Origin of the sequence: Rhizobium sp. SU303, from assembly GCF_021052345.1 — a bacterium.
In the GTDB taxonomy this organism is placed as follows: Bacteria; Pseudomonadota; Alphaproteobacteria; order Rhizobiales; family Rhizobiaceae; genus Rhizobium; species Rhizobium laguerreae.
In genome coordinates this window covers 602,755-629,025 of sequence record NZ_CP088096.1, presented here as the reverse complement: position 1 = coordinate 629,025, position 26,271 = coordinate 602,755, and the positions used below count along the sequence as shown (strand labels likewise).

Here is a 26,271-nt window from a genome sequence, read left to right as displayed (position 1 = left end):
TTATCAAGGGCAAGCAACAGTTACCTGGCTGTAGCATTTTCTTGAGACCTGGCGCTTTGCGGCCAGCGTCAAATATCGTGGAGCTGTATCAGCACTGCCGCCGCCAGAGCAGTCGCAATCATTTTTGAAATTCACATCCTCGCGTGGAGCCGGCCATCCATGATTAAAAGGTCCAGCAATTCTGCATCCATGTGGCTGTCCAATGGCGTCGCCCTGCATGCGAAGCCGTCGCGCACCGAATGCCACGGCACGGTTGGCATGGCCGGCGAGTTCAGAGCCCACGTCAACCTTGTTGACCGATTGTTCCTCCGGCGCGGTAATCTCGCCATCCACGAGGAAGTCGACACTCGGCATGTTCATCGAATTCCGCGTTGTATTCGGCATCGCATACCATTGCCCGTTCAGACTTTCAGATCGAACTTGTTGGTCGCGGCAGCGTAAGCCGGCAGCAGTTTTGCCAAGGTTTCGTCGAACGGAACCGGCAGCGCATTCTGGAAGCGGCAAAGCGGCGTGGCGTTGAACAGGGGATAATCCAACGGCGGGAGATCGAGGCCACGTTGCTGGCGGAGCCGGCATGCGGCCAGCAATTCGACCGGGAAGAACCACAATTCTTCTTCGTTGACGACGTCGTAGTCATCCGTCCCGCACCCCGATGCATGGAACTCCGCAGCTTTTGCCAATGCCTCGCCGAATCTACGGGGTCGCGGATCGAAGAGCGTTTCGAGCAGTGGGGAAAATTCACCCATTTCTCCGTCATCCGGCTCCAGATCGTAGGTCTCGTCGCTCTCCCGCCACGCCTTGTAGAGTTTGACTGAAAGCCATGGCAGATATTGCGGCAGACTTTTCCACCCGACGGCGCCGTTACCGTCGGTCTGTGCGTCCCACCGATCGAAAATCGTCTCGGCCAGGCGGTTAGCATGGCTCAGCCAACCAAGCGCCAGCATGGTGGAAACGTCAGTGAACGGCCGCATTGGAAATTTGTAGCCGGCCGGATCGTCCGATTCCATGACCGCATGCGCACATTCGTAGTGCCAGAACCGGTAAATGCCGGACCTCGCAATCTCGTCAGCAGGATAAAGGGCTTCGTGAAGGCTCTTGTTCATCGCCATCCGCATATGCCAGCTTGCGATGGAACCGAGCGCATCCGGAACCAGCTTCTTTTCGCTGTTCCCGTCACGAACGAATGGCTCGATCGTTTCAGAAAGCGGTTCGTCGTAGAGAATTTCCTTGTTGAAGGAATCCTCGACCCAGTCCCGGATGTCGCGCTTCTCTTGGTTCAGGTTTGCTTTAATCGTCTGCGCGACCGATGGCATTTTTCAATCTCTTACAAAATTTTGCTGTCAAAACACGTATACCTATTGTGTCGAGGCGGAGGCCCCGCCATCCTCAAATTTTCATCGGTTTATACTCGGAGAGATCAACCCCGCCTTCTCGCGGTCCGGATCGCCATATGATGGATCGATCGGTTCGACTGCCCTCCGAGTATACGTTTCCAGCTTCCCCTCCGAATTCGAACAGGAATATGAAATTGGCTGGAAAAACGACTTCCTCGTTTAGAATAAGAGGCTTCTCTCCCAGAGTCTCGGCTCGATCCGCCAATGTTGAGCGTCATTCATTGTCCAATCCTTCAACAGGCGACGTCCCAAGATACCGCCAACAGCTGACTTCATTGCAGCGGTCGAACGAGCCCTGCCTCAGCCGCCGCACCCGACCCTCCCCCTGTGCCGACTGTGACGGGCCGACCAGCCCGACGTACTGTCGGCCACGCGCAGTTAAATTTATTCGGATGTGAACCAGCCGAGACCCTCGACGACACGGCCGCCATGGGCCGTCGGGTCACCGATGCGGGCAAGCGCCTTGCCTTCGATAAAGACGATCGACGAGCCGCCGCTGATCGTGTCGGGCCCACCGACCGCGCAGGTGCATTTGTCGCCGACAACCGCAACCGGAACCCCTTCCACCGTCACCAGTGTCTGCGTTTCCGAGATCGGGCCGCCCACATGCGGCTTCGGCCCGGGTTCGACCATCGGACAAACATGGTTGTGGCCCTTAAGTGAAACATTCGTCACCGGCTCACCTCCTTTCGCAAAGACAGCAATGACTAGGATTGCTCTGCACGCAGCCTAGGCAGATCTGCCGTAGAGGGCGTGTCTGGAAATTCCTGACGGAACTTTCTGTCCACTGCGTCGAAAAGGGCATCGGCAGGCCATGCGACCGGCTTCGGAAGCTCCTTGAAGACGCCCATCTGGAACAGGTCGTGATTGAGATAGCCGGGGTTCTGCAAGCCCTCCCATTCGCGCATGCGCAGGATCATCAGCAGCAGAGCGGGAAACGCCCAATAGGCATCCGGCTCTATTTCGTAATGCTTCTCGCGCTTGTTGCGCTTGTCGCCGGTGGTCGTCATGTCGCTGCTCTGTGCGACGTGGTAGTCGGCCGCCTTGGCGAGGATACGGTGGAAAGCAACCGCGTCCGGCTCCCGCCAGTGCTCGACAAGCTCGCTCCAGCCGCCATAACCGCCTGCATATTCGTCGTAAGCCTTCTCGCGCCACTCGGTCATTGTCGCGGCCTCGTCCGCCTTCAACCAGTCCGCGACGATATCCATCATCGCATAGGGAAAACCGAAGCTGGTGACGCCCTGCCCCAGGGCTCCGCCATGGAACTTGCCGCGCTGGATCGCATCCTTCTCCAGTTCCTGCAACGCAAGCCGGCCAAGCAACTCGCTCCAGTCCTTCCAGCCGACGGTCATCGTCAGGGCCAGCCCGTTGACGAAGTCGGGAAAGGATGCCGCACTGTTGGTGTTCAGATGCTGAATGCCGATCGCATAGGGAAGCCGCGGAGCGGACAGGCGTGCCGCCATCGCTAGCCGGTCGGATGCCAGATGGCCCTCGACGGCGCTCAAGACAAAGGCCTTCAACTCCAGAAGGCTGAGCTGGCTCAGATATCGGCCGATGGATTTGCCGTGGGAGTCATCGCCGTCGAGCCATTCCTGCAGGTCGCTACGCACCAAGCTAGCCAGCATTTGCTCGTACTTGACCAGCCACTCCGGAAATTCCGCCGTAACGTATTTTCTGATTTCTGACAGATTCATGTTCACCCTAAACCCTGCCTTTGGCTACACCTTGAACACATCTATTTTTTCGGAGGACCACGACTGCGGCTTCCCCGACCGATCGGCTTGCCCTTGCTTGTAACCTGCCCGCCGCCGCCGTCATACCACTTTACGCGGGCCTCGCGTTCGCCCGGAGCGTAGTCCCAGTCTCTTTCACGATAATTCGTGACTGCACCGGTGTCGGCATCGACGTCATATTTGATTTCTTTGAAGTCGGGGCTTTCGTCCAACCATCTCAAGGCCTTCCGCGCGTCCGCAACCTGAGCTGGGGTAGCATTCTTCCACTCGCCACTTTGGGACGCAACACGGTCCAGGCGATCCCTTACATAAGCCGGCCCACCCATGTAGGATTGATCTTCGCTCAAAATAGCGCCGTTAGACTTGACCTCCCCAAAAATTATTTTGTTGGTCGTTGGGTCACGTCCAATGAGATCGACGCCGTTGCCCTGCGGGTTCTGGATAACCAACTGCTGGCTATAGCCCTCGTCAGAGAATTTCTTGCGCGCCTGCTCCTCGGCCTTATCGGACATCTCTTTATAGCTGAATATTGCACGCACCGCATGAACGGGGATGTCAGTTTCTAGCGTGATATCCTGAATTATCGACGCCAGTGTGCCGAGTTCATCGTCGGTCAACCGAACCAATGCCGGAAATTTGACCTCGACCCCACCGTCATCGGCCGTCAAAGCATTGATCCAGTTGCCGCCGTTGATGCGGTATTCATGTGTGTCGTCGTCGATCTCCAAATCATCCAGCAGATTGATGGTGAAGCGCCCGAATATCTCGGTCTCGCCCTGCAGCTGATATTCGGCGACTTCATCCTCTCCGGTTTGAACACGTCGTTCCAATGCCATCATCAAATGGATCCGAGCGATTGCCGCGTCGAGCCCTTCAATCAGGCGGTCGTGAAGCTCTCGCGAGAAATCGGTGTCGCCGCCGAAGCGGTTTGCGACGACGACGAGCCGGAACCCGGCAAGCTTGGTGTAGAGCATGAGGTTGTGGTCGGATGTCATAATGTGATCTCCTTCATCTTGATGAGAGAGATCGGCCACTCTCTGTTGCAAAGAGGGGTCAAGGACCGCGGAACGCGGCTCGCAAGCGGGGGAACCGATTTTGTCGCTTGTGGCAAAATTGGGGGAGACCGCGCCGTCCTTGACGCCGGATTTGCTGGAGTAAAATAGGATGTCAGAGAGAGAAGAGACCCGCGGCCCCAAAGGGGTCGCGACCGTTTCCGGCGTCAGCCGGCGGGGAGTGTCGAGGGGTGAAACCCCTGTAGCCCGGCGGCCGGTCGATCCGGCCGGCCTGGCTCACGAACACAGCGATAAGCCTCCGTCAGAACGGAGGCTCAGCGTCGATGCGGCCGTCCTGCTCGGCCCAGATCACCTCGCGTTCGGCAAGAGCCAGTTCGAGTTCGTTCTCGATCTGCCGACGCTCTTCTGGATCGGCGTTCCGCAGCTCGGCCTGCAGCAGCGCGATGATTTCGTCGATGCAAGTGGTCATTGTCGTCTCCTTGACGTTTGTGAAAGACGACGGCCGCGGCCATGGCGGGATGCAGGGGTCAAGGATTGCGAAGCAACCGGCGGAGCCGGCGAGTGGGGGAGCCGATTTTGTCGAAGTGAAGGGGACCGGAGCGGAGGCAAAATTGGGGGTACCGATCGTCCTTGGGGCCTTCATGCCGCCATGGCACCCTAGGACGGACTGAGCAGACCCTCCCTCTCCGTATGCCACCGGAAAAGCCGGTAACGGGCTCGATGCCCATTGCCGGCTCGAATAACAACAAGGCTCGCGGCAGAGACATTTTGGGAGCCGGCCCCGTTGCCGGGACCGGCTGCTGTGCGGCTCAGGCCGGGTTGTTCCAGAGGATAACCTTGCGGTTCGGCTCGCCGCCGGGCGCCGGTGCGACGTTGCCGAAGATCACGCCGATCTCCGGCGCTTCCAGCTTCACCGAGAGATATTCCTCGCCGGTCAGGCGGGCGATGCGGTTCCAGCCCGCGCCGATCTCAAAGCCGGTCTTGCGGTGGATGATGCGGTAGTCGGGAGCTTCCTCGCTCGCCTTGTTGGCATTCGGGACGATGGCGATCGGGGCGTTGACCCGGATGGTGGCGAAGATGCCTTCGAAGCTGCCGTCGCTCTTTGCGGTCAGAGTTGCGATCGTGGTAGCCATGGTATTGTCTCCTTCGGTTGCTCGGGACCATTCCCGATGGCGCCCGAAGAAGGGACCGAACCGCAGGTGTCACCGAAGCGCAGCGCAGGGGAACCCCTTGCGGGTTGACGCTGATGGCGGCCGGGCCCCTAGAAAGGCGACATGGAGAACGGGAATGGTCTCGTGCAGCCGAGGGGCGGACGAACCATTATGGCCGCCGGTCCGGCTCTGCGTGGGAGGAGGCTACGGCTTTTGAAATGCCTCGCCACCGTTCGCGGCCAAGACTCGCCGCTCCTGGCCATCGCAAGCGAGATGCGCTCACGGCTGCTCCATCATCCTTTGTCGCCCGACGGGGCCGACACGATGATCGCATCGGCGCTGCAGGTGGTGCATCTGCCGGGTGGAGTTGTTCGCTCCGAGATCGAATACGTGAGCTTAGCCAACACGCCCACCAGCGCGTGCTGACGGATCCGACAGTGTTCCGCCGGGCGCCGGGCTTGAACATCCGGACCAGCCCGAGTGACTAGGATCGGCTTCGTCGGGCGTTCTTCGCAAGCCATGGCGCGCCAACACATCACAAAACGGAATCCATCGGCTGCAAAGGATTCAAAACTCTCGTTGGACAAGGTCGGTCCCGGCGGAAATGATTCCCGGCATGAGCCGAATGTCGTTCCACCTCCATTGCCAGCGCATCGATGCGAGCCGCAACATGGCGCGCTATTACATGCTCGCGATCCAGCCTACCTTGTTTGGCGAAACCGCGGTCGTGCGCAGCTGGGGACGGATCGGCAGACGTGGTGGCGAGAGGACCGACGTGTTCGGGACCGAACAGGAAGCCGTCGCGCATTTTCTCGATCTTGCTCGCCGGAAGCGTCGGAAGGGCTATAGGCCGACCAAGGCTGCGATGCCGTTAGTGATGACCTGACCGCTCACCAGCACAGCGCGATCGTCTGCGCGCAAGGGATCGTAACGTCTTCAGGGTGTGAAGACTGAGCGAGGAAGGACCGGCGTGCCGGGGTGCTCTCCAAATCCCGTCAGACGAATCCTTCCCGGCCCCTCTTCCTCACTCAGGCGCAAGCGAGGGGTCATGCTGCCCATGAACGGCGTTCCGGCAACATTATACTCGTTATTTTGCGCTAGTATAATTGCCTAACTCCATGCTACATGTCTGCACGTGCCGGTCAGCCGGCCCGACAGATGGTCATGGGGGTGATGTGCGACGGTTTTTGATTGGCGAGCAGACGTTCGATGAAGACGCTCCAGAGCTTCCGGCCAGGCTAGAACACGCTTATGCGCAGAAGCTCCGCCCGCTTTGCCGATGCAAAGAGCCGCCGCTTCCGATGTACATTGCACGCTTCGACGGTCTCCCTGTCATCAAGCGCATGCCGCTTTCGGGACGAGACCACGACCCCGCATGTCCGTCCTATGAGCCACCCTACGAGTTATCAGGTCTTGGGTCTTTGATCGGCAACGCGATCCAGATCGATGGAAACGGAAAGGCTGCTCTGAAGCTCGATTTTCCCATGACAAAGAGAGGCGCTCCCAATACGCCAGCATCCTCAACCGACGCAGCTGAGCCGGCTCTGCGCAATGAGACAAGGAAGCTCTCGTTGCGCGCCGTCCTGCACTATCTCTGGGAAGCCGGCGAACTGACGGAATGGCGTTCGTCATGGACAGGCAAACGTGGCTGGGGTCGCGTCCGGTCAAGCCTCATGAACGCGGCCTCGCAAATGACCGCACGCGGCGCGCCGTTGAGCGACATTCTGTTCGTGCCGGAAGTGTTTCATCAGGAGGAGCGCGAGGGAATAGCAACGCGCCGGGCGGCAGCCTTGGCTCCTGCCCATACCTTCAGTCCCGGGCCGCGGAAACTGATGATGACTGTGGCGGAGGTGAAAGAGTTCACGGCCTCCCGCGGCGGCCAGAAAATCGTCATTCGTCACCTTCCCTTCTGCTTTATAATCGAGGAACGGACGTGGAACCGGTTCAGCGCCAGATATGAGACGGAGCTGGAGCTCTGGCGGTCGAGCGAGGACTTCCATCTGATCATGATTGCGACTTTCGGGATATCAGGCGCGGGGATTGCTTCGATCGAGGAGATCGCCATGATGGTGGTCAACGAGAACTGGATTCCGTTCGAGAGTATCCATGAGCTACGTCTCCTGGAGCGGCTTTCAAGGCTGAAGCGAAAGAGCGTGAAGGGCCTGCGCTTCAATCTCTCGCGGGAGCACCCGGTGGTATCGGTGACCCTGCAGGACCAGCGCCCGGCTCCCGTCGCCATGTTCATTGTGCCTCCCGGCGCCGGCGAAGATTACGAGAAAATACTGGCTGAGATGATCGAGGCAAGACGGGAAATCACTGCATGGATCTGGCGTGTCGCGCGGGGGGAAATGCCGCGGCTTCCGTGATCGCAACCAGCTTGCATCGGTTCGCCTAATGTGGGCGGAATCGAACGAGATATCAATTACTAGGCTCCGCCCGTGTCGGTATTGTGTGGCTCGACCTTGGCGCATAGCTGCAGTGACAAATAATGTTTTTCCATTTGGTGCTGTGTCGACATATCCGGCGTCGATCGTTGCTATTGTGGACGCCAGCCTGCTTCAAAGCGCACGCGAAACCTTTAGTGGTTTGTTTACCAAATGATGCTGATGAACTGGATATCGAAGCGGTTGTATGTGGTCCAGCGTCCGCTTTCCTCGCCAATACTAATCGAGATATACGGTTAATCGAGATTTTTCTCGAACCTGCATGAAAAGGTCGCGTCCACGGCAGATCGCAGCCAGTCGGCGGCATTTGCAAGGTCGCCTCCGGTGATCGTCGCTCGTGATCGTTGTAGTGGGCAAACACTTGTCGGGCTACCGAGCGGATGGCTCGCGATTGGCCACGTGGCGACAGAAAATCCGCAAACAGCATTGTGGCAGGCGACCGCGGCAGCATGCCCAAGCTTAAGGCGCCGCCGTGCGGGCCATGGCAAGGCGCCCCTCCAAACAATGAGCATACCAAGCAAAGGCGCGTCCTCGCCGGCGCCCGTTCGCGCACGGCTTGACCGGTTAAAGGGCAGCCGCAGGAGGGTTAGCAAAGCGCCGCTTGGAACGAGCGGAACCCGGGACCGACTGCTCCCGGCAAGCCGTTCCATCAAGACGCCACGATAAAGCTGGCGCGATTCCACTACGCGGCAACAAGATATGCCCACCTCTTCATTTCGGAGGAGATAGTTGCCGTCGTGGCGTTTGCAGCAAGCGTATCGATGTTAGCGCCTTTGGAAAGATGCCTCGCCGCGCTACCATCCGGTTAGTGGGGCGCTTGAAGACACAGGCCGCCACCTACCGCCAATTGATCAGGCGCTTGCCATTCTGGGCGATTTAACGGAAAATCCCCGGCGTGGCCCTGAGGCCTGGGCAGCCTGCCATGATCGGAGAACGCCGTGCCTCTGAAGAGCATTCTGGCCGCAGCAGCAATCGTCTTGATGTCACTCTCTGGATGCGCAACAAGTGGATCTGACAATACAACCTATGCGCAACCGCAGGGGATTGGCCCAGTTCGCGGCGACGTTGGCGGTTACTAGCCCAGAGTGTGTTTCGACCGGGGGCGTCAATCCGCAACTGTCTCGAACGGCCCAGCGTCGAGAAGTCGTGCGATGCCGCACTTTTCTTGCCTCCGACGACCGCCAGCAGGCCCGTCGACGTCAATCTGCTGTCACTTCTCGCAAAGCTTGACCAAGTTCTTCGTTAGACTTCGTCGAAGGGCGCCGGTGATTTCGGTTTCCAGTTCTTTGACGATGTCGCCGAACCGGCCACCGGTCTTCACGATCTCGATGGAGGTCTCGGTCATCTTGCAGGTCGTAAGGTCGACCTTCAGCCGAACCTCAGCGGTCGCTGAAAACCCTCCTTCTACCAGCGCTTCGTCCGAGGTCTTGCAAGCTAGCGTGCCGCGGGCGCTCGCCACCGCGGTGTTGCCATTGACCGACAATTGCAGGTTTTCGATCTTCACCGAATCGAGCTTGTCGACGCCTACCTCCACACTGATACCGAAGCTCGATACCTTGGTCTTCAACGACCTGCATGGCTGCGCATCTCCGATGGCCCTCTCCAGGGCATTCGGTGCCTGTGCGTTGGCGAAGGAGCATGGCTGGAGGAGAAAGACTCCTGCCGCTAACAGGCCTAAACAATTCTGCATCGCTCTCCCATCTCCCTGGATTTCATGCAGGCCGCCTTCAAATTACAGGGCCGGATCGGTCTGCCGAAAAGGCAATGACGGGTGACAACTTATCGTCGGCGGCGCGACAGGGCTGCAGAGCCGCGCGTAGGTTTTCACTGCGGGGGTGCAAGGCCCGGGGCGGCCTGGTCATGCAGGCATGTCATCAGCCAAGGAAGAGACGGCTCACGCCGCCTCCTCCTCGTCGAGCCTCGGCTGCAAGGAATGCAGGTAGTCGACGGCGCGCTGCGCATGTGCTGCTGCCGAAAAGATGGCGCGCTTGTCGTTGCCCAGAACCTTCAGCCAGCTATCGATATAGCGTGCGTGGTCCGGGCGCGGTTCGAGCTCGGGGACGATGCCGAGATCGGCGCAGAGAAACGAGCTGCCGAGTTCGGCAATGAGTTCTTCCCGAGCGCGTTCGCTCCGGTCTTTCGCGTAGCGGCTGAGATCGCGATTAAGTCGTCGCGGTGCGCCGGTCCAATGCGTCATCTCGTGGCTGAGGACGGCGACATATGCGGCGTCGTCCCTGAAGGCATCCAGGCAGGGCATCTGGATGTAATCACGCTGAGCGGCATAATAGGCAGCCGATCCTCCGTGCCGGATCAGGGCGCCGGTATTGGCAAAGAAGCGGCCGGCATCGCCAATCCGGCTCATCGGATCCTGGTGAGGTGCGATGTCGTCAAAGTGGCCGTTGAGACCGGCGATCTGATCGGTGTTGAACACCGTGTAGGCTTTGAGGAACGGGATATCCTGTTCGATCTCGGTGCCCGTCTCGGTCGTCTCGGTGCGGATGAACGAACTGGCGAAGACGACGGTTGTGCCGGTTTCGCCCTTGCGAACGGCGCCGCCGAGTTCGATTGCCTGGCGAAACGTCATCCATCTTGATGAGACAAAGCCACGGGCAATGGCTTCGGACCAGAGGAGCAGGACGTTGATCCCGGTGTAGGGTTGGCCGTTGTGGCGCAGTGGCCGGCTGACCTCACTTGCCGCATGTCCCGTCGTCCAGGGTTTGGTCCATGGCCGCACGCCCTGTTCGAGATCGGCGATGATTCTGGCGGTGATGCGGCTGTAGATATCGGATCGTTGTCTGCTCATGTCTGAACCTCCGTTTCGAGGTCGCGGCCACCGCGACCTGCTACGGCGGTCCGAAAGCCGGGCCGCAAGTGCTGCCTGCACCCGCAGGGCCGCAACGCAGTGGAGGACGGCAAAGCCGTTGCCGGCGGCGCGAGCCTGGCAGGACCAAAGCCGGCGCAGGACGCAAGGCTGCAATCCTGGTCGGGAGGTGCTGATGGAGGTAGAAGGCAGATCCGCAAAGCGGTATCAGGTCGTCCACACCGCAGATGAACCGCAGCGAAGGTGGCTTCCCTGCCCGGCCACACCAATGACCGGGCGACCACGATGTCATCACTCGAGGCGATTGAGCCGTCCTTGCTCCAGCCAACGCCAAGCTCGATCGGGAAGTCAATGCCTTTGACTGCCTTCAGCTCGTGCGCCTCATGCGCAGATCTGCCGATACTTTAAATGAAGAGCCTGAAGTCGTTTAGGATGAATTCGGCGTCAAAAATGGCAACTCTTATTGTGTCGTGCGGTCTTCCGGCCGGCGAAGAGGGCTTTCGATGTGGTCAAACAGCCAGCATCAAATCTGGCTTCAAGCCGGCGACGGGTGCATAACCATGCGTCTCTCGACCCATTTATCGGAAGGATCACTCGCTGCTTAAAACCCTAAAATTTGACAAGTTCGCTAATTTCGCCTTCACCAAATAGTCTTTTAGCAGTTTCCTATTTGCGGCTGCTGGCCCGTCTGAGGATCGCCACAATTGCTCGACGGGCCGCAGCAGCCCCTGCCCAAATTGACAGGAGGAGCAGCCCGCGGAATCCTGCATAGCCTCGAACGACACTCTGCGTCGTAGCTTGCCGGTTCGATGAAGACACCATATAACGCGCGATGACTTTTGATTCGAAAATTTTCGTCGGCCTGAGGCCAACCGGCAAAAAATCAGCTCCGCTTCCCGAGCCTTCCCAGCCGAAATGCCAATGGGACGGCTGCGAAAGAGGCGGCACCAATCGTGCGCCCGTTGGTCGCGACGCGGATGGTTTGTATCTTATGTTCTGTCCGCAACATACGAGGGAATACAACAAGGGATATAATTTCGCGAGCAATCTGTCCGATCCGGTAACGGCCCGCTATCAGAAGGAAGCAGCAAGCGGCAGCCGTAAGACATGGGGGACCTGCGTAGATCATGCGACAGAGACGCCGCTCCCTTCGACCGTCCGCTCCGGCACGGCAAAAACCCTTAACGCACGCAAGATTGCTGCACTGCATCAAGCAAAGAAAGCTGATCTCCAGCGACGCAAGCTCAAGGTTTTGGAAGCAAAAGCCTTCGAAACACTCGGCCTTTCGCAAGACGCGACGCCCGAGGAGATTAGACGCCGGTATAAGCAGATGCTCAAGTTGCACCATCCAGACGCCAACCTCGGAGATCGAAATTCAGAAGATGAGCTCCAGGCGGCAATCGACGCCCATAAAATCCTCAAGTTGAACGGGTTCTGCTAGATCCGGGACATAGTCCCCGGGTCAACAGGCAGGACGCCGTCGCGCAAAAAGCGCAGTGCCCGACGAGAGTTTCAAATCTTGTCCAAAACCCCTAGCGCGGCTGCGGTCCTTCGTATCCTTGAGAGGTCGTAATCCACGTCGTTCTCCAGAGCTGTCACCTCGGCCACAGTCAGACCAGTGGTTTCTGCAACGTCATCCAGCGAATAGCCGCGAGCCGCACGAGCTTCCGCAAACAGGGCTCCGACGGACGGTGCGGCAGCGGGTTTCACAATCTTAGAGAGGACGTTCATGTCGTTAAAGCTCCTTTTTGGTGGCCGGACGTTTAAAAAGCGTTTCATAGTCCAGCACGACCGCCCGGGTCCAGCGGTAGACAGTTCATCCGAATTCCGCGAGGCACTCCTTCTACCATTTGCGAGGCGGAGTACAGTCTGACGCGTCGTCGCAGGGACTACTTCGCGTGGCGGCCAGCGAGAGGTGCCACGGCCCACCTGCGGCGCTCGTGCTCGGCTGCAGCGGAGCGGCCGACCCGCGAACGAAAACATTTGAGCGCTTTTTGTGACCCTCCGATTCGAACGAAAGGAATTGACACCATTCTGATGGCCGAGGCCTGCGCCTGCCTCAAATCTGCGGACATTGGGCTCGCCTGGCTTATGCCGCCGATCACTACAACTCTGCTCGCCACGAAACTGCTGGCGACCACAATCATCGCGAAGATCACGACATTATCTCAAATTCTGCCCCAGCCCTCTCCCAGTCTCCAGTGTCGCCAGATAACCTGAACCCCTCGTGAACCTCTTCCTCAATTTTTTCGACCGGTCGACATTGCTGACCGGAGCCGCTCGTCACACGCAACTGTCCCAAATTAACCCATTCTTTAGCAACCGCTTGCATGCGCGGATTGCGATGCTACCGTCTCCGACATCGTGGGGGATCGCGCATGACAATTGAAGAGCTGATTGATCTACAGGAAGCAGGATCAAGGGCGCGGGTGCTTGGCCTGAAAGCCCACGAGAACCCATACCTCGCGGCCCATGGGATGCCTACTGCCGACACCAGCGCTCTCGGGGATTGGCTTGCGCGTCACGACGCCTGGAAGTTCGGTTGGGAAGCCGAGGACGCTAGCCGCGAAGGTAGGATTGGGACTCACTTCAAGGAGCTGATCTCGATTGCCAACCGACGCCCGCTCGATGCGTAATGTAATAGCGCGTTCCAATGAAAAATGAACTCATCCACGAAGTCTGGCTCGATCCCGAACCTGATGGTCAGATGCTCCCTGATCTTTGTCTTGCTGGCCCCATGGGCAATGATTTCAGGGCGCTCCTTAAACCAGGAGCGGTAAAGGCCGCCGAATTGAAGGGACATAGCCATTTGACGCCATGACCAAATATTGGACGCTCCAAGGCTGGGGCGAGGCGAAGGTCCGCGAGATCACGAGCCCTATCCACACGAATGGGCAGCAATTCAGCGCAGTTTTCAGACCGCGATCTGCGAGACCCGCCAGGCTTCCCGAGAGATCGAACAGCTGCCGAACGACTGGGTAACGACACCGCCTTCCCGCTGAACGCGCCATTGATCGCCAGCATTGCGGCTCCTAGCCAACTCGTCTCGACCGCTCGAAACAGCGTGGAACATCAGGGTCGACGTTCCGTTTCCCAACGGAAGGGAGACCTGCATGCCCGGCACGTTCACAACTGTCTACATCGTCGCCTTTGACCTTGATGACCGAGATCAGGCCGTCCGAGCGTTCGAGCCACGGGTGGCGGCGAACGAGGAGGCCGCGATCGAGGAGGCGGAGGTACTGATAACTAAACATGTTGGGGTTGTGGTATGGCGGCGGCAGAATGACCCTGTTGTCGGCGAGGAAGGCGAATCCGAGGTTGTTTTCAGCGTTGGCAGGGTTGGGGAATTCGGATAAACGGTCTCCATTATCTCGCCAGGCATCTGGCGATATGACCCCACGCGGCCAGACCGAGCCTCGTGGCACGAAAAAAGACAGAAGCTGCCCGTAAGCGACCATCCTGTCCGCAGTTGGATCGATGCCAAACTGTCGGATGAGGTCGTATAGCTGTGCGAACGGACCGCCGGCAGCAACTGCCTGCTGCACATCGTTCAGGAGGACCACCATCGTGTCTCAGATCGAACCACCACCGGCACCGTTTTGACCGAACGGACATGGATATGCTGCGGATTAAGGGGATTATCTCTTTGGCCGATGAAGACCACTTCGACGTCCAGGCCGTGCACATGCCGCTGGAAGGCGATCACGAGCGGTAACCGCAACCTACGTGGTCGGCCTTCTTAGTGCGCTTCTTCTCGCCTTCACGCCGGCTTTCAGTATTCTTTCCGCACCTGCGGGATTGGCCCTTCTCTACGCGATGGACAATGTTCATCCCGTGGCGATTACCGAGGCACAGGCATTGTTGCCGTATCGAATGAGAGGCATCGGACTGGGAGCACTCAACACGCTAGTTTTCCTGGGGTGTCGGCGCCGTCTTCAGTTTTTGGAGTCCTCGCGGAGCTTCCTTTCAGCGCGGACGTGACGTATCGCCTGGTCTTTGGAGCGACGGCAACCGCGCTTGCAATTACCCTTGCGGTTTACGTGGCATGTCGTCCGAAGGCCATCGAAGTGCAAGGGGTCGCGACCGCGTCGGCTTGAAGGCGACTCTTTCACGGCGGCGGAAAACGAAAGCACCAGCACCGTCAATACGAGCAGCGAAGGAGAACCGATTTTCAATTCGATGCAGCGGATGGCCTGCCGGAGGGCAGTCCGCGCCGCGCAATCTTCCGAACTACGGTTTTGAGACTTACGGGCGTCGACATGACTAGGCCGGATCGGGCCGCCTGCGCTATCGACGTCTCGATGAAGTCGGCATCGATCTCGGACGGGTCGATCGGCGGATAATCCACACCATTCGCCGTCGGCATGAGAAGCCCGACGCGCAGGTCAGGCTTAAGTCGCTTCAGTCGACGAATGATCTGACGGGCGCGAGACTTCGAATTGCCGTTTAGATATACGACGATCGCCGTGTCGACCCCGTCGATGGGAAAAGCGAGAGATCCTCGCGCGGCATGATCGGAATATGATGACGTCGTTGACGTTGCTCCCTGGACCTCCAGCACCTGCGAAAGCATCGCGGCGGCGGCGTCGTCCAAACCGCCGCGGCCTCCGATGCACAATAAGGAGCGGCCCTGGCCATCGGGAAGTTCCCGTTCGGAACCCGTTTCGAGACCGGCGTCCGATGCGGTCTCGTCCTCGTTCTCCTCCTCCTCCGCAATGTCCGACAGGTTCTCCACCAAAGACAGCGAGCTGGACGCCACCAGAATGATCTGGTTTTCCGACAATACGCCGCGCTGACGGTCGGTCTCGCCAAGCAGGAGCGCAGGAAGGCCCACATTGTCGTAATAGTCGATGAGATATTCCTCTTGCAGGAACTCCTCGGCGTTGTCGGAGGCTTCGTTCGGATCGCCCGCGAGGAGACGCTGGTAGAGCTTCTCGTGAGGCTCCAGAACCGGCTCGTTGCCAAGCAGGACATCGAGGACACCGAACTGGGGGACGTGTCTTCCGAGCACGACCAGACAGACAGTCAAAGGCGTCGAGAGCATCAGTCCCAGCGGCCCCCACAGCCACGACCAGAAGATCGCCGAAATAATGATGGCAAGAGGCGAAAGACCGGTGTTGGCCCCGTAGAGCCATGGCTCGAGCACGTTGTTGCTGACGAGTTCTGTGGTCAGATAGAGAGCGCCGACCCAGACCACGAGCGACCAGCCAGGCGCGATCGCGAGGGCCAGAAACAACGGAAGGATCATGCCGATAATCGCGCCGATATATGGCACGAACCGCAGAACAAGTGTGAGCAGCCCCCAGAGGATGGCGTTCGGAATGCCGAGCGCCCACAGGCCGATGGAGATCGGCACGGCGTAGAGCGTGTTCACCACCAACTGCATCAGCAGGTATCGCCCGACCCGCTTGCCTGCGTCCTGGAGAGCCGCGGTCGTGCGGTGAAGGTCTCCCAAACCAATCAGCCGGATGAAACGGTCGCGCAGGTCTTCTCGCTCGAGGAGCATGAAGATCACAAGCACGACCACGAGACCAGCGGTCGCGAACGGGCTGATGAGCGGCAGAAGAAGGTTGCCCAGCGTCTGGATCGGATCCGAACGTGTCACGATCTCGACTGGCATCGGTTCGCGGATCGTGGGCGTCTGGGCCGTCGGGCTCTTGCTTTCGATGGCCCGCGTCTGGATCTCGGCGCCGACGCGTTCGACCGCCCTGCTCAGATGGTCGAGGACGCCGTTTCCGGCGCCCGCTTGGGCGAGGGAATGAACCTTGTCGACCAGATTTCTTTGATAGGTGGGGATGTTCTCCGCAAGGTTCGTCACCTGCGTCGCCACGACCATGCTGAATACGGCGATCGCGCAAAACGCTGACACAACGGCGAGAAGAACAGCGGCGATCTTTGGAACGGATCGCTTGCGAAGGAAAGAGACGATCGGGGCCAGCGTGAACGCAAGGAGAAGCGACAGCGCGAGGGGAACGAAGATCTCCTGGCCCAGCCGGAGGATGACGGCGACTCCAATGAGAATCAATATTGTGCTGCCCGACAGCTTGCTGCGAAGCTCGCCCTCGCCCACTGCGAGTCGATGGGGTTCGCCGGTCGGCCCCTTCGTGGTCTTTGAAAGTTCCGCTCCGCTCACCGCCCGCCCCCTATCTTCAAAGGAAAACTTATGCGCTCGACCTGGATGGAGGCGCACATCCTATTCGTAAGTGCTCAGTCGTATCGCAGCTTGGCCTTCAAGTCGCTGAGTTCGCCGCTCTGTCTAAGCGCGACTTGCTCGGTGCCAAGGCGACAGGCGTCGTTGGTCGCCGATATCACCTCGTTCAATTGGTCGATCTGCCCCTGAAGTTCGAATGCCATGCAAGTCGAGGTGAGCTTGCTGCCATCGACGACAGCCTGCCGCCTCATTGCGGGTGCGGGTTGCTTCCACGCATCCGTGAACGCGTCGCGCCAGTAGGCAGGCGCGTCGGCAGACAAGTTGAGAACCATGTTCATCAACGGCCCGCTTTCAGCCGGGCCGGACGCATCTACATCCAGTTCGGTTATTCTGATGTCCTGGAACTCGGTCAGTTTCTTCTCCTTATGGCATGGGCAGTCAGCGAACGTATCGCATGGTGGGATGCGTGGCCGAGTCAAGGCTCATTTGAAGCGGTCATTGGGCGAAGACATCGGGCGACCAGCGGTGGCTGCGTCGCGGCATAGTCATGTTTGATTTGGAAATGTCTTTTTCGGTTCGGCCGCGATCTCACGACCGTGAGCAAGCAACTACCCCGTAGAGTTTTAGTTCCTTGCATACCCGAATATACCCCGACTGCGAACAGCGGTTCACGTCGTGGAACCATATCTCGCGGATCGGTATGCTGGATTCGTTACCGACCATGGTGGCCATTAGGCTCTCCTTCGCGTTGAACTGGAGAACTGGGAATGGGTGTCCGAAAGCAATGTTCCAATAAATCCCGCCTCCGTCTTGTACCGCACCGTGCCGTCGCGTTGCTCGAAGCGGGGCACACCGTTAGCGAGCGCAAACGCTGTGACTTTTTACCGCCCTCCTATCGACGAGAAGCTGACGGCCAACGTTCGACGGCTATTCAGCCGCTGCTGCTGAAAGATCTTCCGCACGGCGGACGGTTTGGTCAGGAAGATCCGCCTCCAAACGTCAGCCGACTTCACGAGGCAAAAATCGAAACAATCCCCTGCTATTTGTCGGCCCCGTCTTATCAGCCGGAGCCGTTTGCAAGGTCACCACCTGACATCGATCGGCTTATCTCGCGAAACGTGATCGAATAGCGCAGTTTTTCCACCGCCGGAATGGAATGCTCCCACTCGCTTCGGGCCGCCCCAGATAGCAGATATGCTGAGCCCGGCTCAACCGTAAGCGAGACGCGCTGCCACTTGGAGCCAGCCCGCCGTCTCAGCCTGAATATGCAAGGGGATAACAGCGACAGGCCGACGACCCTGCCAAATACTTTCTTGTCCTTGTGCCATCCAATCGGCGCGCCTTCGCCATATTCGCTGACCAGCGCTTGCTCCAGCAGCTTGGCCTCGATCCCGGCAAAGGCGGCGGCAAGCTCACGCACCGGAAGAAGGAAATCGGGGATGCTCTCAGCGGGCTTCATCCTTTCCGTCTCGAAATCATACTTCCAGCCAAAGGAGACGACCCTTCTTTTACCCTCGAAGCCATGAAAATCGAAGGGTTTGAGCGGCAACAATGGTATCTGTTCGAGAAGACGAGACTGTTCGGGTTCAGGAACGATGGCTGCTCCGTAGCGGAAGCCTTCAGGCAGCTCCGCTTCGGCTTGGGCAAACAGGTCTCCTTGGTGCGTTCGGTTCATGACGAAGTGTCAGCCTACGCGGCACTGGAGTTACCGGCGCTGGGAAATCCTCGGTGCACCCTGCTCATCTCGGTGCATAGATCGGGCAGCGGGCGTTGATCTCACGTTCTATCGTTACCATGTCGTCCTCCTGTCGATTGAGGAAGGCAAACCCCTTAAGTGGAGTGTTGTTCCTTTGGGATGACGGTCAAGAGCAACAGCCGCGCGGCCAGCAGGTTTCGTCGGTCGGCGTGTCTAGCATCAGTGGCATCGTAAGATTTTCCGGTGAGGAAATGTTTTGGCTTCACCATGCCGAAGACTAGTGGGGCTGACGTGTTCGTAGGATTGGCCCGGTTCCACGCGACGGCTTCGGCGGCGTTACAAAGGCTCCTGCCGGTCGCGAACACTTGCAGTTCTTCAGGTCGGCATGGACTGCACGATCAGGACGTTTCCGGCATGGGTGCTGATGGCACTGGCACTGCAAGGCTGGCGAGCAGGTTGGTCAAGACGGCGACGATCAGCAGGCCGATCGCACTGCGCCAAACAGAACTCGCCGCCCATCAGCGAGGTACCGCCGATGACCACGACGGTAATCGAATCGAGCGCCATCAGGGAGCCGATATCTGCCTGGCGCCGAGATTGATCTGGCCGTTTTCGAGGCCGCGGATGATGGTCTAACGCTATATGAACTTTGATGAATCAATCCAGAGTGCTGGATCTGCAATAAGGCGGCTCAGCACTCCGCATTTGAGCTCTGGAAACCAGAGCCTATTGCCTACTGGTTGTTGGTCTTTCGCCACTCGGCAAATAGCATGAGATTGTTCTCGTCCGTTGCAGGATAAAGGCCGATGATCGTGTGGCCCTGCTTCACCCTTTCGACGGCGAAGTCCTCATAGGCGGTCATTTCCACCGCCTCATGCGCGATTTCGTCGGCGATCTCGGCCGGGATGACGATCACGCTGTCGTCGTCGCCGACCATGATGTCGCCGGGGAAGACAGCAAGATCGCCGCAGCCGATCGGCACGTTGATGTCGATCGCTTCATGCAGCGTCAGGTTCGTCGGACTGGAGGGACGATGGTGGTAGGCCGGAATGTCGAGCTCTCCGATCGTCATCGCATCGCGAAAGCCGCCGTCTGTAACGACCCCTGCCCCGCGCACCATCAGACGGGTGATCAGGATATCACCGGCGGACGCGGCGCGGGCATCCTTGCGGCTGTCCATGACCAGAACGTGGCCCTCTGGGCAGGTTTCGATAGCGTGGCGCTGGGGATGCTTCGGATCGCGGAAGACCGTCATGGGGTTCCGGTCTTCCCGCGCCGGCATGTAGCGCAGCGTGAATGCGGGGCCGACCATGTTCCGGCCCTTCGCCCTGACAGGGCGCACGTCCTGGATTGTCTGGTTTCGCAGACCGCGCTTGTAGAGCGCCGAACACAACGTCGCGACGGAAACGCCCATCAGCTTCTCACGGGTTACGGGGTTCATCGTTCCTCCTTGGACATCGTCCCATCTGGTCAATTGATCACCGGCTCGGATACGCGCGTGCCGAAGTCGGTTTTGAGAAAGTCAAAGTCACAGCCTTTGTCGGCCTGCTCGATGTGCTTCGTGAACATGAAGCCGTAGCCTCGTTCATAGCGCGGCTCCGGCGCGACCCAGCGTGGGCGCCGCTCGTTGAGCTCTGCCTCCGGCACCAACATGTTGAGGCTGCGCGCCGGGACATCCAGCTCCACCATGTCGCCGGTCTTCAGCAGCGCAAGCGGGCCGCCGATATAGGCCTCGGGCGAAACGTGAAGAACGCAAGCGCCGAAGCTCGTCCCAGACATGCGCGCATCGGAAATCCGCACCATGTCGCGCAGTCCGAGCTTCAAGAGCGCTTTCGGCATCGGGATCATGCCCCATTCGGGCATGCCCGGTCCACCTTGAGGGCCGGCATTGCGCAACACCAGCACAGTCTCCGGCGTCAGCGGATAACCCGGATCGTCGATGATCGCCTTGAGTTCCGCATAGCTATCCGCAACGAGGGCCGGACCGCGATGGCGGTGGAACACCGGGTCGCAGGCGGCCGGTTTGATCACAGCGCCATCCGGGCAGAGATTGCCCTTGAGCACGGCGAGCGAACCCTCGTGATAGACGGGATCGGTGAGCGGCCGGATGATGTCCTCGTTCCACACCTTGACCTGTTCGAGCCCCTCGACCAGCGGCCTGCCGGTGACGGTGATGGCAGTGGGATCCAGCTTGTCGCCCAGTTGCTTCATCAGCGCGCGAAGCCCGCCCGCATAGAAGAAGTCTTCCATCAGGTACGTCGTTCCCGAAGGGCGGATATTGGCGATGACGGGTGTCGTGCGGCCGATCCGATCGAGATCGTCGAGGGCGAGCGGTATGCCGGCGCGGCGCGCCATGGCAATCAGATGTATGATCGCATTGGTCGAACAGCCGGTGGCCATGGCGACGGTCACGGCATTGTCGATGGCCGCCTGCGTGATTATCTTGTCCGGCGTCAGGTCTTCCCAAACCATCTCGACGATGCGCCGGCCGCAGCTTGCGGACATGCGCTGGTGGTTCGCGTCCGCTGCCGGAATGCAGGAGGCGTTGGGAAGTGTCAGGCCCATGGCCTCGGCGATCGCCGTCATAGTCGAGGCCGTGCCCATCGTCATGCAATGGCCGTAGCTGCGGGCGATGCCGCCTTCGATCCCCTGCCATTCCTCCTTGGACAAGGTTCCGGCCCGTCTCTCATCCCAATACTTGAAGCCATCGGTTCCCGAACCCAGTGCCTTGCCGGCATAGTTGCCGCGCAGCATGGGGCCGGCGGGAAGGTAGATGAAGGGAAGGCCCATCGAGACTGCGCCTCACCAGACCCGGCGTGGTCTTGTCGCACCCGCCCATCAGGATGGCGCCGTCGACGGGATGCGAACGCAGCAGCTCCTCGGTCTCCATGGCCAGCATGTTGCGGTAGAGCATTGTGGTCGGCTTGACGAAATTTTCCGACAGCGAGAGCGCCGGCAGCTCCATGGGGAAGCCGCCCGATTGCAGCACGCCGCGCTTGACCCACTCCACCCGCTCGCGAAAATGCATGTGACACGGTTGGGCATCCGACCACGTGTTGAGGATCGCGATGATGGGCCTTCCCTCCCAGTCTTCCGGCGCATATCCCATCTGCATGGTGCGCGAGCGGTGGCCGAAGGAGCGCTGGTCGTCCGGCACCATCCATCGCGCCGAGCGCAGGTCTTCATATGTCTTTCCGTCTGCCATTCCGAACTCCCGTGCCGACCGGCACCCGTGCATTGGACGTTGACCGTCCGTTATTCCGTAAATGCCTCTTCGCGCTTGCGGCTGATGCCCGGCGCCAGCACGAGCGCTAGGACGACGACGGCGAAAACGAGGAGCGAGAGGCTGAGCGGGCTGCGCAGGAAGATCGTCGGGTCGCCCTGACTGATTAGCATGGCACGCCGCAGGTTCTCCTCCAGCATCGGGCCAAGAATAAAACCAAGCAGCAAGGGCGCTGCCTCGAAGCGCAGCTTGCTCAGCGCGAAGCCGACGACGCTGAAGCCCGCCATGACGAAAACGTCGAAGACGCTGTTGTTGATGCTATAGGCGCCGATGCAGCAGAAGCCGATGATGGCCGGGAACAGCAGGTGGTAAGGCACCGTCAGCATCCGCACCCAAAGACCGATGAGCGGCAGGTTGAGAACGACCAGCATCAGGTTGCCCGACCACATCGAAACGATCATGCCCCAGAAGAGGGCCGGCTCTTCCGAAATGACGTTCGGGCCGGGCGTGATACCCTGCATGATCATTGCCCCCACCATCAGGGCCATCACCGGGTTGCCGGGAATGCCGAGCGTCAGCATGGGGATGAACGAGGTTTGCGCACCGGCATTGTTGGCCGACTCGGGCGCCGCCACGCCTTCGATCGCACCCTTGCCGAACTCCGCCCGATTCGGGGACAGGCGCTTCTCCATCGCGTAGGATGCAAAGGACGCGAGCATGGCGCCGCCCCCGGGAAGGACGCCGAGAAACGAGCCGAGCGCCGTGCCGCGCAGGACGGGGCCGACAATGCGCCTGGCTTCATCCCTCGTCAGCATCAACCCGGTCACGCGCTTGACACCGACCGACCTCTCCTGCTCATTCTCGAGATTTCGAAGGATCTCGCAGATCCCGAATATGCCCATGCTGACGGCGACGAAATTCAGGCCGTCATAGAGTTCGGGAACGTCGAAGACATAGCGTGGCGTGCCGCTCTCGACGTCGGTTCCCACTGTGCCGAGCATCAGTCCGAAAACGATCATCGCCATGGCTTTCGGCAACGATCCGCTCGCCAGCGCCACCGATGCGACGAGCCCGAGCACCATGAGCGAAAAATACTCCGCCGGGCCGAAGTTGAGTGCGACGGCAGCCAGGGGCGGCGCCGCCATGGCCAGCAGGATCGTCGCCACCGTGCCGGCGAAGAAGGAGCCGAGCGCGGCCGTCGCGAGAGCGGCGCCGGCCCGACCGTTGCGTGCCATCTGATAACCATCGATCGCCGTGACGACCGAGGAGCTTTCACCGGGAAGGTTGATCAGGATGGCCGTCGTCGAGCCGCCGTACTGGGCGCCGTAGAAAATGCCCGCAAGCATGATGAGCGCGGATTCGGGCGGCAAGCCGAAGGTGATCGGCAGCAGCATGGCAATCGTCGCGGTCGGCCCGAGGCCCGGCAGCACGCCGATGGCCGTGCCCAGAAGGCACCCAATGAAACCGTAGAGCAGGTTCATCGGAAGAAAGGCGGTCGATGCACCGAGCATGAGGTTCGAGAAAAGGTCCATAGAAAATCCAATCCGGTTGTCGGCTGCCCGCCAAAGTCAAACGCTGCCGAAGAAGGGAACCCACGGCCCGAAGGCGCTGACAGGTAGTGCCAGCAGCCGCGTGAACAGCAGAACGGAACAGACCGATAGAAACAGGCCGAGCAGGATCGAATGCCGCCAGTTCGCATAGCGGCTGGCAGCCGCTACCCCGACGATGAGAAGGAACATGGTGGGCGCCAATCCGAGACCGGATAGTGCTAGGCCGAAACCGACAGGCCCGAGGATGACCAGTGCGAAAGCCATCCAGTTCCACGTTTCCGGTTCGCTTTCCTGCGCATGAACGACGATCGATCCCACAACAATCAGTGCTCCGATTGCGATCAGAAGCAGGCTCAGCATGACCGGGAAATAGCCGGGCCCCATCTGGAAGGAATTGCCGACGTTCAGTTCCCGGCCGAACCAGATGAACAGGAGGGCAACGCAGATCATCGTCAAGCCGCCGATGAAGTCACGGCCGTTTCTTATCTTCAGCATAGGAAAGGTCTCGCATATGAAGGGTGTTGCCGGCCCGGCAAGCGCCGGCCGGCAAGACAGGTCATTGCAGGGGGACGTTCGCAGCCTTGATGACGTCGGCCCACTTCGCCGTTTCCTTGGCGATGAAGTCCTTGAACTCGGCCGACGTGCTGCCGATAGGCTTGACTCCCATCCCCTTGAGCTTCGCCGTCATGGCCGGATCGGCGATGATGGCCTGCACTTCCTTGCTGAGCTTTTCGACGATCTCGGGCGGCGTGCCGGGAGGGGCAAAGAGGCCGTGCCAGGACGTCGCTTCGAAGCCGGGGATGACGCTTGCCATTGTCGGCACATCGGGAAGAAGGTCGGCCCTCTCCAGGCTCGTCACGGCGAGCGCCTTGACCTTGCCGGCCTTGACCTGCTGCGCTGCCGTCGGGATGTTGTCGAACATCATGTCTACGTGACCCGCTACGACATCGAGAATGGCCTGGCTGCTGCCCTTGTAGGGAACGTGGGTCATCTTGATGCCGGTCTTGGTGGCCAACAATTCGCCCGCAAGGTGGATGGAGGTGCCGACACCCGAAGAAGCATACGTGTGCTTGCCTGGCTCCGATTTCAGGAACGCAACCAGCTCCTCGACGGAATTTGCCTTGATCTTGTCGGGATTGACCACCAGCACGTTCGGCAGGCTCGCAATCAGGGAGATCGGCTCGAAGCCCTTTTCCTTGTCATAGGGCAAGGTCTTGTAAAGCGTCTGGTTGATCGCGTTCGAGCTCACCGTACCCATGCCGATCGTGTAACCATCGGGTTTCGACCGTGCCAGATCGCCAAGGCCGATATTGCCGCCGGCTCCGGGCTTGTTTTCTACAATGAACCGTTGCCCCAGGCGCTTGTCCAGTTCTTCGGCTACGAGGCGGCCGAACGTGTCGGTGTTGCCCCCAGCTGCGAACGGAACGACGACGGTGACGGTCTTAGACGGATACTCGTCGGCGGCTCGCCCAGGCTGTGCGCCGGCCAGTCCTAACGTCGCCGCAATTGTGAATGTCACGAACTTCTTCAGGTGCATGGTCTCTCCTCCCTTGCCTGGCTCTCGCCAGTTTTGAATCGTCACCTCTTCCAGGTCCTCTCCCAGATGAAATGAAAGCGCTTCCATTTTATCGTCGCGCTGGCTCGCCGCAAGCCGTTAAGGAAAATTTTTAGTGTATTATAATCAAGCGCTTAGTATTATTGGGCGGCGATTTTGCCTCAAGCCTCTTGATCGAACATGAAATGAAAGCGTAGATCATTTTACAGGGGGAAACCATGGCGGATCAAATCAAAAACAGGCAGACAACATCGTCGGGCCCGGTCACGTTGGCCGATATCGCAAGAATGGCCGACGTATCCCCCGTCACCGTGTCGCGGGCGATCAATACGCCGAGCCTCGTCAAGCCCAAGACCCTGGAAGCGATCGAACGCGTCATAGCCCGGACCGGCTACGTTCCCAATCTGCTCGCCGGCGGCCTGGCATCCCGTCGGACCAAGCTGATTGCCGCCATCGTTCCCGCGGTTTCCAGCACGATCTTTGCGGAAACAATCGAGGGACTGAACACGGAACTCGTCGCGGCGGGTTATCAGCTGCTGCTCGGCCTGAGCGGCTACGACGCACGACGGGAGCTGGAGCTGACGCGTGCGATTCTGGCGCGCCGCCCGGACGGCATCATCCTGACCGGTATCACGCATCTCAAGGAGACGCGCGCCATGCTGACGGGCGCCCGCCTGCCGATCGTCGAGATTTGGGATACGACACCGTCGCCGCTCGACACGGCGGTGGGCTTTTCCCACGCGGCCGTGGGCGCGCTGGTCGCGGACCATCTGCTTCGCAAAGGCTACGACCGTTACGCCCAGATTGGGGCGAACGATCCGCGCGCGGTCCAGCGCCGGGATGGTTTCGTCCATCGTCTTGCGGGCATTGCCGAGGTCGAGCTGCCGGATCTCGAGATGAACTCGCCTTCGACGTTTCGGGATGGGCGCCAGGCGATGGCGCAGCTTCTCGACCGCGGCCATGGCACGCTCGGCGTGATCTGCTCGTCGGATGTCGTCGCCCATGGCGCGCTGGCCGAAGCCTATGCGCGGGGATGCACGATGCCGGACGATCTCGCCATCGTCGGGTTCGGAGACTTCGACTTCGCCCCGCACACTCATCCTCCGCTGACCACCGTGCGCATCGACCGCCGCGATATCGGCACCAAGGCTGCGCAATCGATCCTCAGAAAGCTCGCGGGTGAGACCGTGGAGACGATGATCAATGTCGATTTTCACATCGTCGTGCGTGGGACGGCCTGAAGCACCAGACCTACGGCCGCTTGCCGAACTCGGTCTCCGCCCTCGTCCAATGCCGCGCCCGTTCAGACTGCATCTGTCATGCGTCGATCATGCCGACGATCACCTCCTGCAACACCAATACGCCGACGGCGATGATCGCGATGAAAGGTGCTGCGATGCTGCTTGAGGATGCACGCGAATAGCCATGCATGGCCTTTCGTTCCGCTATTGTCACCGGACACGGAAACTGACATCATAGTTTGGCAGGCTTCAACGGGCCGCTGATAATCCATGAGCAGGGTAGCTCTCGACCGGAAACG

At 59.7% G+C, this 26,271-nt stretch carries 25 protein-coding genes and 3 pseudogenes; 8 read left to right on the top strand and 20 right to left on the bottom strand.

What is annotated here, in order from left to right:
- Positions 1-3 precede the first annotated feature (3 nt).
- The 7 genes and pseudogenes from RlegSU303_RS27585 to RlegSU303_RS27555 form a co-directional block, all read right to left on the bottom strand.
- Positions 4-354 carry a hypothetical protein gene (locus tag RlegSU303_RS27585; RefSeq protein ID WP_131719896.1) on the bottom strand — a complete coding sequence of 117 codons (351 nt, stop codon included), beginning with the start codon at positions 352-354 and terminating at the stop codon, positions 4-6.
- A 47-nt stretch (positions 355-401) separates the two neighbouring features.
- Positions 402-1,313: a hypothetical protein gene (locus RlegSU303_RS27580; protein WP_131719897.1), complete on the bottom strand. Its 912-nt coding sequence runs from the start codon at positions 1,311-1,313 to the stop codon at positions 402-404.
- 465 nt (positions 1,314-1,778) lie between these two features.
- The gene (locus RlegSU303_RS27575) at positions 1,779-2,027 is read right to left on the bottom strand and encodes a PAAR domain-containing protein (protein ID WP_094087768.1); all 249 of its coding nucleotides are present in this window, start codon (positions 2,025-2,027) and stop codon (positions 1,779-1,781) included.
- Positions 2,028-2,101: 74 nt separating this feature from the next.
- A complete protein-coding gene (locus RlegSU303_RS27570; protein WP_131719898.1) occupies positions 2,102-3,088 on the bottom strand; it encodes a hypothetical protein in 987 nt (328 codons plus the stop codon).
- Positions 3,089-3,648: 560 nt separating this feature from the next.
- Positions 3,649-4,122 (bottom strand): annotated as a pseudogene (locus RlegSU303_RS27565) (hypothetical protein); the annotation flags it as partial.
- Between the two features lie 319 nt (positions 4,123-4,441).
- Positions 4,442-4,609, bottom strand: a complete 168-nt coding sequence (locus RlegSU303_RS27560; protein WP_017957966.1) for a hypothetical protein — start codon at positions 4,607-4,609, stop codon at positions 4,442-4,444.
- Between the two features lie 340 nt (positions 4,610-4,949).
- Positions 4,950-5,273, bottom strand: coding sequence for a DUF736 domain-containing protein (locus RlegSU303_RS27555; protein ID WP_131719899.1), 324 nt, complete (start codon positions 5,271-5,273; stop codon positions 4,950-4,952).
- Between the two features lie 231 nt (positions 5,274-5,504).
- Between RlegSU303_RS27555 and RlegSU303_RS27550 the strand changes: the two genes are divergently transcribed.
- From RlegSU303_RS27550 to RlegSU303_RS27540, 3 genes are all read left to right on the top strand, one after another.
- Complete coding sequence (locus tag RlegSU303_RS27550) at positions 5,505-5,717, top strand: hypothetical protein (protein ID WP_131719900.1); 213 nt, start codon at positions 5,505-5,507, stop codon at positions 5,715-5,717.
- A 178-nt stretch (positions 5,718-5,895) separates the two neighbouring features.
- Complete coding sequence (locus RlegSU303_RS27545; protein ID WP_131719901.1) at positions 5,896-6,177, top strand: WGR domain-containing protein; 282 nt, start codon at positions 5,896-5,898, stop codon at positions 6,175-6,177.
- 289 nt (positions 6,178-6,466) lie between these two features.
- Positions 6,467-7,657, top strand: coding sequence for a DUF1173 domain-containing protein (locus tag RlegSU303_RS27540; protein WP_131719902.1), 1,191 nt, complete (start codon positions 6,467-6,469; stop codon positions 7,655-7,657).
- A gap of 1,288 nt (positions 7,658-8,945) precedes the next feature.
- On the opposite strand, the gene RlegSU303_RS27535 is transcribed toward RlegSU303_RS27540, so the two are convergent.
- The 3 genes and pseudogenes from RlegSU303_RS27535 to RlegSU303_RS27525 all read right to left on the bottom strand — a co-directional run.
- A complete protein-coding gene (locus RlegSU303_RS27535; protein WP_131719903.1) occupies positions 8,946-9,425 on the bottom strand; it encodes a hypothetical protein in 480 nt (159 codons plus the stop codon).
- Between the two features lie 204 nt (positions 9,426-9,629).
- Positions 9,630-10,538: an ArdC family protein gene (locus RlegSU303_RS27530; RefSeq protein ID WP_131719904.1), complete on the bottom strand. Its 909-nt coding sequence runs from the start codon at positions 10,536-10,538 to the stop codon at positions 9,630-9,632.
- Between the two features lie 269 nt (positions 10,539-10,807).
- Positions 10,808-10,942, bottom strand: a pseudogene (locus RlegSU303_RS27525) (LysR family transcriptional regulator); the annotation flags it as partial.
- 446 nt (positions 10,943-11,388) lie between these two features.
- Between RlegSU303_RS27525 and RlegSU303_RS27520 the strand changes: the two are divergent.
- The gene (locus tag RlegSU303_RS27520; protein ID WP_017956925.1) at positions 11,389-11,997 is read left to right on the top strand and encodes a J domain-containing protein; all 609 of its coding nucleotides are present in this window, start codon (positions 11,389-11,391) and stop codon (positions 11,995-11,997) included.
- A 71-nt stretch (positions 11,998-12,068) separates the two neighbouring features.
- Here RlegSU303_RS27520 and RlegSU303_RS27515 read toward each other — a convergent pair whose 3' ends face one another.
- Positions 12,069-12,287 carry a helix-turn-helix domain-containing protein gene (locus RlegSU303_RS27515; protein ID WP_017956926.1) on the bottom strand — a complete coding sequence of 73 codons (219 nt, stop codon included), beginning with the start codon at positions 12,285-12,287 and terminating at the stop codon, positions 12,069-12,071.
- A gap of 647 nt (positions 12,288-12,934) precedes the next feature.
- On the opposite strand from RlegSU303_RS27515, the gene RlegSU303_RS27510 reads away from it, so the two are divergent.
- The 3 genes from RlegSU303_RS27510 to RlegSU303_RS27500 all read left to right on the top strand — a co-directional run bounded on the left by RlegSU303_RS27510 (position 12,935) and on the right by RlegSU303_RS27500 (position 13,912).
- Positions 12,935-13,192, top strand: a complete 258-nt coding sequence (locus RlegSU303_RS27510) for a CrpP-related protein (RefSeq protein WP_094087784.1) — start codon at positions 12,935-12,937, stop codon at positions 13,190-13,192.
- Between the two features lie 17 nt (positions 13,193-13,209).
- Positions 13,210-13,377, top strand: a complete 168-nt coding sequence (locus RlegSU303_RS27505) for a hypothetical protein (protein WP_231283873.1) — start codon at positions 13,210-13,212, stop codon at positions 13,375-13,377.
- Between the two features lie 292 nt (positions 13,378-13,669).
- Entirely contained in the window at positions 13,670-13,912 is a 243-nt protein-coding gene (locus tag RlegSU303_RS27500) for a hypothetical protein (RefSeq protein WP_094087785.1), read from the top strand.
- An 815-nt stretch (positions 13,913-14,727) separates the two neighbouring features.
- On the opposite strand, the gene RlegSU303_RS27495 is transcribed toward RlegSU303_RS27500, so the two are convergent.
- The 9 genes and pseudogenes from RlegSU303_RS27495 to RlegSU303_RS27455 form a co-directional block, all read right to left on the bottom strand.
- Positions 14,728-16,689 (bottom strand): AI-2E family transporter, encoded by a 1,962-nt coding sequence (locus RlegSU303_RS27495; protein WP_131719905.1) that lies wholly within the window; start codon positions 16,687-16,689, stop codon positions 14,728-14,730.
- 74 nt (positions 16,690-16,763) lie between these two features.
- Positions 16,764-17,045, bottom strand: a complete 282-nt coding sequence (locus RlegSU303_RS27490) for a hypothetical protein (RefSeq protein ID WP_231283872.1) — start codon at positions 17,043-17,045, stop codon at positions 16,764-16,766.
- A gap of 722 nt (positions 17,046-17,767) precedes the next feature.
- A complete protein-coding gene (locus RlegSU303_RS27485) occupies positions 17,768-18,382 on the bottom strand; it encodes an alpha-ketoglutarate-dependent dioxygenase AlkB (RefSeq protein WP_131719906.1) in 615 nt (204 codons plus the stop codon).
- Positions 18,383-18,778: 396 nt separating this feature from the next.
- Entirely contained in the window at positions 18,779-18,970 is a 192-nt protein-coding gene (locus RlegSU303_RS27480; RefSeq protein ID WP_205920933.1) for a hypothetical protein, read from the bottom strand.
- Between the two features lie 166 nt (positions 18,971-19,136).
- Positions 19,137-19,844 carry a ribonuclease activity regulator RraA gene (locus RlegSU303_RS27475; protein WP_231283871.1) on the bottom strand — a complete coding sequence of 236 codons (708 nt, stop codon included), beginning with the start codon at positions 19,842-19,844 and terminating at the stop codon, positions 19,137-19,139.
- Between the two features lie 29 nt (positions 19,845-19,873).
- A pseudogene (gene araD / locus RlegSU303_RS27470) lies at positions 19,874-21,608 on the bottom strand (L-arabinonate dehydratase).
- A gap of 50 nt (positions 21,609-21,658) precedes the next feature.
- Positions 21,659-23,158 (bottom strand): tripartite tricarboxylate transporter permease, encoded by a 1,500-nt coding sequence (locus tag RlegSU303_RS27465; RefSeq protein WP_017956933.1) that lies wholly within the window; start codon positions 23,156-23,158, stop codon positions 21,659-21,661.
- A 36-nt stretch (positions 23,159-23,194) separates the two neighbouring features.
- Positions 23,195-23,671, bottom strand: coding sequence for a tripartite tricarboxylate transporter TctB family protein (locus tag RlegSU303_RS27460; RefSeq protein WP_017956934.1), 477 nt, complete (start codon positions 23,669-23,671; stop codon positions 23,195-23,197).
- Positions 23,672-23,732: 61 nt separating this feature from the next.
- Entirely contained in the window at positions 23,733-24,713 is a 981-nt protein-coding gene (locus RlegSU303_RS27455) for a Bug family tripartite tricarboxylate transporter substrate binding protein (RefSeq protein ID WP_017956935.1), read from the bottom strand.
- A gap of 305 nt (positions 24,714-25,018) precedes the next feature.
- Between RlegSU303_RS27455 and RlegSU303_RS27450 the strand changes: the two genes are divergently transcribed.
- Positions 25,019-25,972, top strand: coding sequence for a LacI family DNA-binding transcriptional regulator (locus tag RlegSU303_RS27450; RefSeq protein WP_231283870.1), 954 nt, complete (start codon positions 25,019-25,021; stop codon positions 25,970-25,972).
- Positions 25,973-26,271: the final 299 nt, after the last annotated feature.